Raw genomic sequence first — 13,341 nt, 5'->3', positions numbered from 1 at the left:
GGGTCTGTGGGTCTGTGGGTCTGTGGGTCTGTGGGTCTGTGGGTCTGTGGGTCTGTGGGTCTGTGGGTCTGTGGGTACACCTCTTAGCACCGCCCGGAAAAACAAAAGGCCATCCGCGAGGATGGCCTTTTGTCATGGAATCTGATGGTGCCCGGGGTCGGACTCGAACCGACACGTATTGCTACGGCGGATTTTGAATCCCAAAACAACGGTTGAGATATAACTGTGGCAGTTATAACCCATTGATTCAAGCCGATTTGGTTATTTTTGGTTGCGTACGGTTTCTGGTGGTTTGCACTGAATTACACGAAATTGCACGAAAAAGGGAGGCAAAACAGAGGCCCGAATCGGGGTCCCAGCATATCAAATCAAAGACCAAGGACGTGTTCATCCCAAAGTGAACAGACCTGCGAGAGAGCACGGACGAGGAGGTTAGACGAGCGGAGCAATTGCTCAACTGGCGGCCTCGGAAATGTCTCAGGTTCAGGCAACCTGACAAGGTATTCGATGAGTATCGTCCGACTGAATAGGCTGGTGTCTCACTTCTAAGTTAAATTCATGACTCACAGCCATGGATTGGAGGCTTGGCAACCCGGGGGCGATTCACTATCAGTTTGATGGGTAGTCAGGCCGGTCTCTTCGTAATGCGAAGGTCGTAGGTTCGACTCTGTATTACCAGCACCAAATACGGCAAGGCTCGCAGCGATGTAGGACTTGTTCATTTGAAGTCTGAGGTTACGCTGGGGTTACAAGCCATGCAAGTCAGCCCTCTGCCCTTGGCTTCTCCGGCGCCAACACCTCACGCCGATTACTTCGCAACGTCCATCAACCAAAGACCGAGTCACCTTTAAGAACTCTGTTGTAGAACTACAATCAGCCTTTATAGTGACCGCTTCTTTTTGTCTCAGCCCAATCACCATAATCAGACTCACGGGTCCAAGTCATAATTTGCCACACGTACTCCATCCTGCCACCTAAGGGTTCGAGCAACTGTCGCGCTGCATCTTGATCCAATGAGGTATAACAAGCGGTTGGAGATGGCTGATGTCTTAGGCTTGAGGGCTTCCAGTTCCAGTTCCACCACCCCCAGAAACCAACTTCTCGACCATAAGCATGAAACACTGCACCTTCCGGCTTTGGTACAAGTTTCAAGTTGGGTAAGCCTCTTGATGATACTGGTACATAAGGGACTCGACTAACAATGTCAGACTGCAAATAACCAACACTGCGCCCAATAAGTGGTAATAACAGCGGTGTAAAACCGAGGGGCTCCAAGGCATCGCATCCCATGTCTGGGGAAACGAACGCCCTGAGTGAGTCGCGGTCAGGTGTAATCTCTCCAAGCAGATATTTATAGAAATGAATCACTTGTGCAGTATCTAAGTCATCACGTGCTTTCGCAATTGCAAAGACTTCGAATTCGACATGACATCTCGGTTCATCGACTACAGCAAGTGAGCAGTGCATAAGTCGCCCATTTAGCTCATCTTCTATTTTTTTAATCAACGACTCAGCAAAAATTGGGCCATCCTCAGCATCTGATGCCGCATGACACTGAATCTTGTCTGCCCAAATGGGGGCGTTCTGCGGAGGAAAGCGTAGAAATATGGGCTCGATCGGAAATGCCAACTCGGAGAAATCAGAAGCAATAGCTATTGGCATACCCCAATACTGCACCGCGAATGCGAGTGTGCGGAGGAAGGCGGATCTCGCTGAGTGGCTACGATGTGCGACGAAGTGCCCAACGTTTTTTCGATCAGAACTGAAAAAGTAGTCGAGATGGCCATCACCGTTTCCACCATGGCGATCATTGAGAATCTTAAATTCATATGCCCACTGGCGAATAAAGGGTCGACCAGACTGGCTCTCTAGTCTTTCAAGCTGATCCGAAAAGCTTGGGGGAATAAAAGTACCAGAACGAAGTTGGGACTCTTCCTCATCTAGTTTTGAGAAGCTCGTTGCAGGGCCTGAATGGCAGCAGGTCCATGATGCGACCAGAGCCGGCGACCCAGTCACAAGCGAAAGCAGCGCATCAGATGCCACCGACGGTCGACTAATAGCCCGGCGAATCAACGCAATCACTTCTGGCTTGGGCGTCGCAATCAACAGCGGGCAAATAGCCTCGAGACATTGTGATTCTAACTCGCGAGTGGAAGCCCAATCGGCAAGAGCCTCGGCGAAGGCTAGCGCCGTGTCTTCACAGTCTAGAGCCTGTGCAACAGCTTGTATCGTTGCAAGTTTGGCCATCGGAATAGGAAGACCAAGGCGGGCAACCGCCAAATCTGCGACCTGTCGTAGATTCATGCACTCCCCTTATCTAGCCACACAGGTCTAGTGAGTGGTTGAACCTCGAACTCTTCAACCACAAGGTCCACGATAGTTTGCAACACGCTCAGAGCACGTTGAACTTCACCAACGTGAAGGAGAAGGCTCATCAGGCCCACATCAGGAATCACACGTTCAGATTCATAGATCTTCGATACGGATCTTGAGGTTTGGGTGACGAACTCAGCCCATCTTTTTGGGTAGTGCTGTGCAACCAATGCGATACGCTGCGTGGAATCCTTTGCCCCATGGTATTGCTCAGCCCACCCCCTGCGATGACGATGAGCTTCTACAATCCAGCGGAAGGCCTTGTTTGGCCCGTGCAGTTTCAGGCATAGGTGAAAAGCTCGATCAAGCAGTGCAGACTCAGCACCAAACTCCGTGCTGCCAAGTGCAGTTCCCAGTGCATCCAGTAACTCTCTACCTTTTCCTCGATCACACCAATACTCGAACCACCGTATGAACCATGTTTCTGATTGGGTGTAGAGTCTCATTTCGCGGACCGCAGCAACAAAATCAGGAAATATGGAGGGAGGATAGATCTCGATCGACGGCATCAAGGCTTCATCCAAGACCTCCTCTTTCGAACCTAAGTATTCGCTGCTCACATCTTGCGATTCAGTACAGCCTTGGCCCCAGATTGACAACATTGCATCTACCTGAGGATTCGCCCCCTTCTTCACGCTTTTCCGGCTTTCTCCATCCCACAGGAATGCCGTGACTACAGCTGCGGCTGGCGTGCTTTCATCGATAGTCTCGATGAAAGCAGCGAAGACTCGTTCAGCTTCACACCACTCACTTCGGTCAAGCAAGAATCGGTAGAACCGAAGGTAGGTTTCTGGCATCAGCTTTAGTAGTAGGCCTGCGAGGTCGGATATACTAGCGCCGGATTTCTCGGTCATTTCTCCGATCTCTGCGTAGATTGGCGCAAGCTTTTCGAGCAAGATAATAGCTGCCTGCGGATCATGGAGCGACATTTCTGCCACGGCATCCAAGATCGAAGGCAATCGCCAGTCTTTGCGCCAGCCATAGGCGAGACCGTAGCGATACGCATTTGCTAACAGCCGTTCACCCAACTCCGACATCCCGTAGGCTGTAGCCCAACCGCATAGTTCTGTCAGCTCGCTCCCGTGTCTATTAAACAGCCCGACAGTACTGAGGAGGGCTTGCGCCTGCGTCTCGATCTGAACACGCACAACGTCTTCAGAGAGCAAGCGGAAGTGGCGTATCAGGAACAGCGTTTGCCAATCATGAAGATCAAATAATTCGCTCTGATAACTCCTTTCCCATTCTCCGGAGGGAAGATGGCTCAGCCGTGAGCGCGGCTTTCCCAGGAAAAAAAGGTCTGCTGCAATCATCGAGAGCGCTTTGGTCAACGAGCGTAGGTCAGCCCAAGCCTCATGGTCACTAAGCACTGGGCGCTTGAGGTCGATCAGTCGGTAAATTAACGAGAAATCTGGGTACTCGCCGCGTGCGAATAGCAAGCCACACTTGTTCGCAGCCACTGCCAACTTGCCTAAAGCCGAATTCAACCAAGTGCGTTCGCTACTAACTCCCAATCCGCCGGGAAGTTGTGCCCCTGGAAGCAACAACACATTACCGACCAAAGCGAAAAAAATGAAATGTAGATATCTGGCAAACTCCGTTTCGTCGTAGCTAGCAAATTTTTGGACAAGCGCGTCATGAGGCTGAGTCGAAGGAATCTTATCGATGACAGCGTTATGCTTATAAATTATTTGCCAACACGACGACAATGGATGCTTCGTAAAGCGATTAAAGTCATCCCATTCATGTAGTTTCGCGTCAATCCAAGCTCCTGTACGCACGGCTTCGACCTCGACAAGTCGTCGTAACCTCAAGGGCATCGGTTGCCGGACGAATGCCATGATCGGATTCAGGTCACTAGCAAGACTGGCATCGCGTAAGAAGTTTTCGAAGACTTCCACTTCGCGATTATGCTGACGTATCAGTCCCAGAACTTTTGCCGGTTCATAGTGCCCAGTCCCGGCTGCGACCTCCAGATATAACTCCACCAGTTGGTCACGCTCGTGCGAAGTCATCACGCCCGATCGAAGACGCTCGTTGATCTTGTTCCGCATTCGTTCCTGAACTTCAGTTGCACGCTCTGCTTGTCCTAAGGACAGGCAGAGCATGGCAAACTGATGTAGGCCGAGGATGCTGTACTGATTAACTTCGGACGCTAACAAGAGTGCAGGATACGGATCGGGTGTCACTCGAAGTGCATAATTCTCAAGTATGCGTGGATCATCTAGTTGGTAGGTTAGACCACTATCGACCCGAATTTTTAACCAGCGCTTGCGGATCGCCTGCTCATAGTCACCCGAAGTAAAAGCGACTTCCTCCGCTGCCGCCAGAATGCGACTAATCTGCTCAACGGGGTACGCTCGGGTCAAAGCTGCTATTGCCCAGGTTCTAGTCGTTCCTGCAAGTAATGCTGTGTGTGCACCGAGGCGTGATTCATACAACCAGAGCCAAGCCCACCGTAAATAGGCTGGCGCTTCGTCCGCAAGCCAGCACCTCACACTGGGTAAAAGTGACTGTAATCGCGCATGATGATCGGCCTCACTGGAGACAAAGACGTAAAGACTACCGTGAAACGCTATTAAACCAGCGTCTACGGCGACCAATAAATGCCCTACCTCATCCTCCAATTTCGAATTTGCAACACCTAGGCAAACGCCCAGCGCTCCAATTGGCCAAATGAAGCCATCTTCGGCCATGAGATGCAGAGCGTCCTTGGCCTGCCATGACAAACCTTGCCATAGCGCTCGATAATAGGCGCGAGCATCACCCAAAGGGTGTGGTATGTGTTCGATGATGCGCCGCGCAGTCAGCACCGGCGAGAGCTGTACAAGGGCAAGGAAGGTATAGGTCAGGACCAACGGATGTCCTTCAGTAACGTTTTCGAACGCTAAGGACAATTCCGCCAATTGATCTAGCTGCGGCGTAGCACTAGTACTCTCGAGTCGGAACGTGTTGGCGACAAACTGTGCATCCAGCCAAGCACGTATAGAGCTGAGGCGCATACGTGGTAATTCCACCCAATGCTCCCGCTCAGTGTACCTATTCAGACGCACTGGAAGCTGTGTAAGTTCAACGCGCTGAGTCCCTAGGATGAGGGATGTGTTCGCTGGCAACGGAAGCAACTGTACAAAGAGCGACTCCAACGGTTCGATTATCTTGGCATTCTCTCGCCACACGTGATCAAGGCCATCAATGATGACGACGAAGCGCTTCCCGATTGCCGCATAGGCATCACCGCAGGCAGTAAACCATGCCCTCAAGTCTTCAGGCTGATGTCCTGCTGGAGGGAGGATAACTACATCGGCCGCTTGCATTTGCACGATCAAGGAGTGGGCGACACTCTTTAGGCTGAATCTGTCAGACGGATCCTGAAGATCTAGGAAGTAGTGATGCCTAACGAATGGCAACCCATATTCGGTCATTCGACTACACAGGTAGCTCAGAAATGTGCTTTTCCCCTGGCCCGGAGAGCCCCACAAAATGCGAATATTCCAGGCCCCAGATGCAACCTCCTCAACGAAGGCATCTGCAAATTCTGGATCAGGTGGAAGATAGCCAGTAGGGATTCGGAAATTTTGATCAAGAGGCCGTGGTTGCCGCTCTGATATCGTGGCCCGCAGTACTTCGAGCGTGATTCGTCCATCCGGCGAAGGTGAATTGCGTCTAATGCTCCAGTCGATTGCTTGGCGGTACAGCGCGAGCCACCCTTGATGATCGGTGTGACGTCTCTCTAGTTCGGCACTCACATGCCTATCAAGTGTTTCATACCCTACGTAGCTGTGTGAAAACTCGAACCTGTCGAAGAACAGCGTGGCGTTTGAGGCACCACCAACATGTTCTACGACCTCATCTCGCAGTGCTTCTGGCAGCACGGTCAGATCTACTTTAGCACCATACAACTGTGAGGAAAAACTAGCGTCAGGGCGTCGATTTGTGGTCAGGCTGACCTTACCAAGCCTGTCCAAACCAATACGAAATGCAGCAGCGGACCATTTCTCAAGCAGCGATTTTCCCTTAGTCCCCTTCCGCTGAAGTAGCCAAGACCAAGAGAGTGCATTTCGGGGCTCATGAGGATCCACTGTAAACTTGACTTGAACAAGCTCCAGCAGCCCATCAGGCCGTTGCGCCACGATATCATCTAGTCCTTTAGCATCCTCTTGATCGTCAGCCTCGAACTGGACCCAATCGTACAACGCTGGGTTACTCAACCAGTCACAAAGCAATCGGATTCCGACAAGAGTCTGATATATGTAGCCACTGGCTGGGATTGCGGTGCGTTTGATTCTGTGCTGCACATCCACCCCTTATTGATAATCATTTCGATCGATTTGAACAATTCCGTCAATCACCATCGTACTGATTTGCCGAAGTAAAATACACTGCGCCGCCCGAACGTAGTTCGGTCTGACCGCCATAACTTTTAATGCTGACACAGCTATAGTTCGGGGCGGCACAGCCGCACATTCATCAGTTTGAACAGGGTGTCGAGTTGCCTCTTGGTTGCTCGCAGAGTGAGGACTGAAAGTCCCTTTGAGCATCATGAAGGTTGAGATGGGTTCGTCGATAAGAGCTGGCTGCGGCAAGTCGCCCATGGTGGTAATCAGATCACCGTCCCCTCAGTTGGTTCCATTCAAACCGCATCGATTGATCAGCAACGTAGTTAAAACTATTGCATAGAGTTAACAGGACAAAAGTTGTGCAACTTTTCGATTTGTCGTACAATGCAATATGTGAAATCGAAAAGGAGGTTAAAATGACCACGACAGCACAAAAACGAAACGGTAGCGATCGTTCCTCCGCCAAGAACAATTTCCCTGACGTCGGTATTCCGGCGGCACGTCTGCAGAACTTTATTCTGGAACTGGCTGAGGACATCCGGTCAGGCTATACCCCTATCAGTCAGGAAAGCATGGCTGAGACTGATGCCGTTTTTGCCATGGATATCATTCTGCAGTATTTGAAACACCGCGCAGTTAACAGTGTGACCAAAGAAAAGAGCCGTCAGCAGCGACGCCTGTATAGCAAGGCTCTGTTTCTTCAAGCGCTTGAGAAAGATGGTGGGGTGTATAACTCAGTTCAGGCTGCAAAGATCTTGGGAAAAACCAAAACAACGGTCAGAAACTGGAAGGATGCTGGGCAACTGCTTGCCCTAGACATTGACGGTGAGTTTTACTTTCCGGTATTCCAGTTCACCGATGACGAGCGAGTATCAGAAAAAGGTGTACTCAGAGGGATCGCTGAGCTGCTTCCAATGCTGAGGAAGTTCAGTGACAGAATGCAGTACTCCTTCTTTATGGAAGAACGTAACACCGTATTAAATGGCCTATCGCCCGCCGGTCGGACCTTTACGGTAGCGGAGGTCCTGAAAAACAATCCTAGCAAGGAACTCCAAGCTGAGCTCCAGCGCCTGGCGCGCATCTACGGAACCCAAGATGCAGCATAATTAAGGGGGTGCTTGCCCCCCCTTTTAGTTATTCTTCAACCGGAATACCCAGCCTATAAACAAGGATGTCAGCAGCTTCCTGACCTCCGTGTTTGAACTCACTTAGCCTGGTCTGGTCACGGGTTGTGGCCAACCCGGCTCCTGACGGCTCACCATGCCACAGTACGAGGCATGACTCACCGGTAACATTTGATAGAAACTCCATTCCATCAAATCCTGCTGAGTGCACTTTTTTAGCCAGCAAACGAGTAACGTCCCGCGTTGCAGTGGTTAAGTCGTGCAAAGTCACGCCGCTTTTTTTGATTAGCGTAGTGACCTGTAGGACTTTTACATCTCGTTCAATAATTACGGTACCCATAAAGTAATTATCGAGGTCCGACTCTTTGAGCCCCGTTTTGTTTTGGAAGACTTCTTTCATCGCTGTATCGGGAGCCCGGGCAAGATACATCGACCCGTTTTCACCATCGGTCAGACTAAAACGGTAATCCTTACCATTACGATTGAAAAAGACATTGCTTCCACCGTGGTCACCCGGTTGAAGCCGGTACGTCTCCGTTCCTGCGGCAACAATCTCACCACATTGCTGGAACATATCGTCCTGCAACTGCCCGATTTTCTCGAGAGCTGTCTTATCTTGTTCATTCATGCCTGAGCTTACAGAAGCTTCAGATGTTTGTTTAACTTCGCCGTTTGGGTTTTCCCCTGATTTGATTGACATAAGATCGTTCACCTTTCATTTCCTGGTATTCATAAGCCATAGGCTTAATCTCCATAGTTTTGAATTTTGCCCGTGCAGGGTTCTGCTGCGGACGAGTTTACCCGCCGGTGGTACAGGCAGGGCCCGGTGAGCATAAACTATTAATCTTACTTAATAAAATCTAGAACAGAGCGTCTGTGAAAGAGTGGTGCATAAGTACTCACAGGAATAAAAGGCAATGAGTTGGCAGACACATTGGCAAACTGGGCGATTACGACCAGTGAGGCTGAGTTCGTCAAATTCAATGAGAACTGGCAATCACATTAGAGTGAAAGACTGCTGAATCAATGGAGTCGATGTGGTGACCAAGATTTGGTGTCATGATGGCCGGTCGCAGAGTGAGCCTTTGGCGACTCAGTCCTCCAGACCTTGAGGTCGACAAGCACGCTTCACGCTGGCAAGCGAAATCCCGAAGTGTTCAGCCGTCAACTTGATGCTCGCTGAATTCTCTTTGCGCCAAATGGAAACGGCAGCATCGTCAATTGTCTTCTCCCGCCCCAGCGCCTTACCTTCTGCCTTCGCCTTGGCAATCCCTGCCATCTGCCGGAGCTTGATGTTTGAACGTTCCAATTCTGCAACAGCGGCCAACATTGTCAGCATGGCCTTGCCAATCGGCGTTGACAGATCAAACCCTTCCCGCAAACTGATGATTGAAACGCCCTTGCCTTGAAGTGCCTCAACCGTATTTAACACGTCGATGGTATTGCGCCCAAGACGGTCTACCGCAGGAACGATCAGCGTGTCTCCCTTGCGTATGAACTTGAACAACTCGGCAAAGCCAGGGCGCTGTAGTGCCTTCACTCCTCCCGATACCCCCTCGTCCGTAAACCAAGTTTCGACATTGTGCGTTAGTTCAATACTGTGCCGTTGAGCACCAACGCTCTGTTCGCCCGTGCTAACCCTGAGATACCCGATGACTGCCACGATATGCCCCTATGCCTAGCTCATTATCTATGGCTCTAAATGTAGGCATGGCTCACAATAAAAACAACAGCTTTGAGCTATATTCTTGAAGGGCTGATTATATGGTTCAAAAAGTACACGTTGCGAGCCACTACAAAGTGGCAAAAATGACCAGGGCAGTTCTAGCCTAATTAGTTAAGTTGCTCGTTATCCATTTCTGCTTCATGTCAAATGGTCACATCACGCCAAACCCCATCGGATTCGATCAACCGAACAAGAGCTTGGGCACTGAATCCCTCGGCATACAGTGTCTCCTCCTCAACCTCATCTATCTGCTCAAGCGACTGCAGATAATGCTTTTCATCGCGCAAGGCGATTTCCATGATCTCGCGGGAGACGACGTGGAAGCCATCAACGATCTCACCATCAAACTCAATCGAAGTATCGACAATCCAGGCATGCAGGGTTGGCAGCGGATTGAATTCACTCAGACAAAGTTCCGAACGCAAACCATGATCATTTAGCAAGGCCTGAAGCACAACCGGGTGTTTGCGCTTTAACTGCCTCGCCGCCTTGCGCAGAGTATTGGTTCGATGCAGCCAGACTTCATGGTCAGTTGAACGGATGAACCCCGACTTGACCTCCAACAGCAACATTACCCCATCCAAGTGACAGATCAGGTCAACCTCACCGGCATCGCGCTTATCACTCAATGGTGGTTGGTAGCCCACGACGACTCGGAATCCTCTCTGCCTGAGTGTTTCGGCGAGGGTGTGTTCAATACGCTCCGTTTCGCTGCGTAAAGCAGGCCGGCGTTGATCAACGCGACGCAGGTTATTCACTACTGCGGTCAGGTTGTTCTGTTGACCGGCAACCCAGGGAAACTGAAAGCTGTAGCGTCCGATCTTGTAGAACGGGCGCTCGTACAGTCGTGGGGCCGGCATGTTAGGTGTCTGCCTCATCTGCTCGGATAGTGCCAGCAGGTCACTGGTCCAGAACTTCAGGATGGCACCGGCCGCTTCGGCGTCGCCCTCGGGATGTTCAGGGCTGACGGTCCAACCACAAATGCGACGGATCTTTTCTTTCGGCTCCGACCAGGTTATAGGGAAGCGGTTTTCGCCTTGCACAAGCCCTTCAAGAGCCAATCGACCAAGTGCATTCGCAACTACACCTGAGTCATCCATATAGCGAAGAAATGGCTGAAGAAACTCCTGCTCGAAAAAAACAGTCGTCAACTCACTGGCCAATACAGCGTGATGTAGGGCTATCTCAGTTCCATCGTTGAGTCTGACCCGCTCACCCAGACCGAAAATCGTCTGCAGGTAAAGCTGACTGCGGATGGCCTTGATGTAGGCAATCTGATTCGCCTCGTGGTTTTCCGGTTTACCGATGATCTTGCCAGCCATTTCCGAAACTGAGAACTGGTCAATCGCGCGATACATCCAGTAGTGCCATAGCAACCGGCTTTTGCGCTCGGTACGCTGCCAGCGCCGTGAACCCGCATCGGTTTTGTTGAAGATGACCGGCTGTCCCGGATTGAGCTGGTAACCGCATTCACTGTCAAAACAGAACCAATTGATGGAGCCCTCGTAGTCGATACGCTCGCGCATGGCGACAATCAGCAAGGCGAGCGATTCGAGATTGGCAGCGGACTCTCGCCCTACACCTGGCTGTGGAAAAAGAATTGGCGACAAATGACGCTTGAGAGAGAGCCCAAGCGCTTCCTCGGTCAATCGAAAATCGCGCTCGGAGCAGTTTGACAGTTTGCGCAGTATGATCCGTTCATAGACATCCCAATCCCCGGTAGATGTTTCACTATCCTTAACTTCGCCCAGCCGCTCAAAAGCAAGCACGCTCAAATAGGACAGAAACTCAAGCAGCGAAAGCGACTTCAGGTGGGACTCAGCCAGAGCAATAACTTCGTCGAAGGGTTCGAGTTGCTCAAGTAGCCGATCACATACTCCAAAAAACTCGCACCAATCTTCGCTGCCGAGACCGTCTCGGAGATGCCGCCAGAGCGGTGAATCTGTGCGCGTAAACAGCTTCGAGTAACGAATCGCCCAACGCAACACATCTGGATGACTAACTGCCAGATGATCCAGCAACGCAGTGCTGATAGCGTCCTCAAAATGCAGAATACGCCCCAGCGCCAAGCTTGCCAGCTGAGCACCTTCAAGATTGATTGGTGCCCACCAGAAGGTCGCGGCAGCTAGCCCGGCAGCACGATTGCGAGTGGTATATTTGCCGCTCGGGCGTTGATCCAGAAAGTCGTGAAGGCACTCATCAAGTGCGGCGAATGGGGCAAACTGCTCCACATATCCAGCAAAGAGAGTTTGGTAAAATTCCTGGCACTGCCGATCCTGGCCCTGCATATCTGGTGATCCTTTTCCTGCCGTCGAATCTTGATATTCAAAGACATTGAAGCGAGCCACTCATGTGAGACCCACAACAAGGTCGGGCAATCTGTATGAAAGGAAATAGTTAGCACGTTTCCCTGAAGGGGGAAACTGCTGATGAGGAGCCAAGAACTGGCGATTACAGATGTGGTAAACAGGGCGGCAAATCAAAATGCCCCACAAATGCCCCACATAACTGAGGGGCCGGAAAAGCACAAGGGCCTAGCCGAAGCTAAGCCCTTGTTGAATTTGGTCGGTGTGAGAGGATTCGAACCTCCGACCCCTTCGTCCCGAACGAGATTGCCACGATGGCTTTGGGGCTTTCATTCAATCTTACAAAATCAGTCATCCTTATAAACCTCGCTATCTGCGTCCCAGTTGGGTGGATTCACAAACGTGACTGTCGATTTCACCTGCATGCTCCCGTGGTTAACGCCCGAATTGTCTCGCGGCCCCCCATCGCCGTACTTCTTGGGAGCCAGCTTTGCGGCCAGCCATTTACGAGCATCGATCTGCAGGCGGGCACGAGCAATCACATCATGGTTAACTTTTACGTTCCCGTTGGCGTCGAGTAAGGTGTCATTGCTGCCGTCATCGGCAATCTGGAGGATCTCGTCGGCCAGTTTGTCCGCCAGATCCTCGCGCGCGCACGCGTACTGGTCCCTAAATTCTATGTAGCGTTCATCAGCCAACCAGCGCATCACCATGGATTTGGACGGCATGCCAGGACGAGCAAGCACTGCGCGTAGACTCATCCCATCAGCAATGGCGCTGCATATGGCCTCCCCCAACTCGTTCGTGTATGCACTCCGACGACCTCTAGTTACCGACTGGGAATTCGACGTATTGGTTTCCACAGTGGAAACCTGAGGAGTGCAACCTGGGATCATAACCTGAGTTGTGGCGTTCACATGATCAGCGCCACTTATAGGAGTCGTAGGAATACCTGAAGATGAGGTAGCGTTAGCTGGTGTTGTGACTCTTGACCATTTGTGCGTCTTAGCCCGCTTGTTAATGGCGGTATGTGAAATGCTGTGCTCTATCGCTATCTGGCGCACACTCTGGCGTCCAGCACAGTACGCGAGTTCGATACCGTGCCAGTCTGGGGAATCTTGTGTATGCATAGGAGAATGGGTCAAGTTGGTCATCGACGACCAGTATTTACGAGGGAGGTAGACTGGTTCCAGCCCTACAGGGGGAGGATGATAATCGTTGCCCGGATGTGCGGAATTAAATCAGCCTGCCCTCCTTAGCTGAAACAGTGGATTACGCATCCGGCAGGATGCCCGCCATCACTGGGTTCGGGCGTCTCACCGTGCAAAACGGCGTGTAAACGTCGGTTTTTGGGAAGAAATGAGGCCAGCCAGAAGGGAGATCTTCGAGGTGGCTCTCGATGTCGGGCCGGTGCTCGATGAACATCGAAGTCGAAGTCGAGGTGGCTCTCGAGGTTGAGGTTGAGGCTGTGTATCTCC

8 protein-coding genes and 2 pseudogenes are annotated in these 13,341 nt (G+C 51.3%); 2 read left to right on the top strand and 8 right to left on the bottom strand.

Annotated features, from left to right (window positions below; all coding sequences use genetic code 11):
• Positions 1-386 precede the first annotated feature (386 nt).
• A pseudogene (locus tag BGO64_RS06060) lies at positions 387-530 on the top strand (IS30 family transposase); the annotation flags it as partial.
• A 343-nt stretch (positions 531-873) separates the two neighbouring features.
• Here the strand turns inward: BGO64_RS06060 and BGO64_RS06055 are convergent.
• The 3 genes and pseudogenes from BGO64_RS06055 to BGO64_RS06045 all read right to left on the bottom strand — a co-directional run.
• Positions 874-2,304, bottom strand: a complete 1,431-nt coding sequence (locus BGO64_RS06055) for a hypothetical protein (protein ID WP_286700337.1) — start codon at positions 2,302-2,304, stop codon at positions 874-876.
• On the bottom strand, positions 2,301-6,665 hold the full coding sequence (locus tag BGO64_RS06050) for a P-loop domain-containing protein (protein ID WP_286700336.1): 4,365 nt from the start codon (positions 6,663-6,665) through the stop codon (positions 2,301-2,303). The genes BGO64_RS06055 and BGO64_RS06050 overlap by 4 nt, the downstream gene beginning before the upstream one ends.
• A gap of 130 nt (positions 6,666-6,795) precedes the next feature.
• A pseudogene (locus BGO64_RS06045) lies at positions 6,796-6,932 on the bottom strand (IS5/IS1182 family transposase); the annotation flags it as partial.
• Between the two features lie 191 nt (positions 6,933-7,123).
• Here BGO64_RS06045 and BGO64_RS06040 point away from each other — a divergent pair.
• Positions 7,124-7,813, top strand: coding sequence for a hypothetical protein (locus tag BGO64_RS06040; protein ID WP_286700335.1), 690 nt, complete (start codon positions 7,124-7,126; stop codon positions 7,811-7,813).
• Positions 7,814-7,841: 28 nt separating this feature from the next.
• On the opposite strand, the gene BGO64_RS06035 is transcribed toward BGO64_RS06040, so the two are convergent.
• The 5 genes from BGO64_RS06035 to BGO64_RS06015 form a co-directional block, all read right to left on the bottom strand.
• Entirely contained in the window at positions 7,842-8,543 is a 702-nt protein-coding gene (locus tag BGO64_RS06035) for an RES family NAD+ phosphorylase (RefSeq protein ID WP_286700334.1), read from the bottom strand.
• Between the two features lie 381 nt (positions 8,544-8,924).
• Positions 8,925-9,494: a recombinase family protein gene (locus tag BGO64_RS06030; protein WP_286700333.1), complete on the bottom strand. Its 570-nt coding sequence runs from the start codon at positions 9,492-9,494 to the stop codon at positions 8,925-8,927.
• Between the two features lie 206 nt (positions 9,495-9,700).
• The gene (locus BGO64_RS06025; protein ID WP_286700332.1) at positions 9,701-11,905 is read right to left on the bottom strand and encodes an NERD domain-containing protein; all 2,205 of its coding nucleotides are present in this window, start codon (positions 11,903-11,905) and stop codon (positions 9,701-9,703) included.
• A gap of 305 nt (positions 11,906-12,210) precedes the next feature.
• Positions 12,211-12,759 (bottom strand): terminase small subunit-like protein, encoded by a 549-nt coding sequence (locus BGO64_RS06020; RefSeq protein WP_353743870.1) that lies wholly within the window; start codon positions 12,757-12,759, stop codon positions 12,211-12,213.
• 376 nt (positions 12,760-13,135) lie between these two features.
• Positions 13,136-13,341: hypothetical protein (locus tag BGO64_RS06015; protein ID WP_286700330.1), on the bottom strand; the 206-nt coding region annotated here is incomplete at its 5' end.

The organism is Aeromonas sp. 62-46 (assembly GCF_001898585.1).
GTDB classification, from domain to species: domain Bacteria; phylum Pseudomonadota; class Gammaproteobacteria; order Enterobacterales; family Aeromonadaceae; genus Aeromonas; species Aeromonas caviae.
Note: the sequence above shows the minus strand (reverse complement) of the source record. Positions and strands in the feature narration are given on the sequence as shown.

Bases quoted from the DNA above. Each gene is read 5' to 3' on its own strand.
- BGO64_RS06055 (WP_286700337.1), bottom strand. From the start codon at position 2,304: ATGAATCTACGACAGGTCGCAGATTTGGCGGTTGCCCGCCTTGGTCTT.
- BGO64_RS06040 (WP_286700335.1), top strand. From the start codon at position 7,124: ATGACCACGACAGCACAAAAACGAAACGGTAGCGATCGTTCCTCCGCC.
- BGO64_RS06020 (WP_353743870.1), bottom strand. From the start codon at position 12,759: ATGATCCCAGGTTGCACTCCTCAGGTTTCCACTGTGGAAACCAATACG.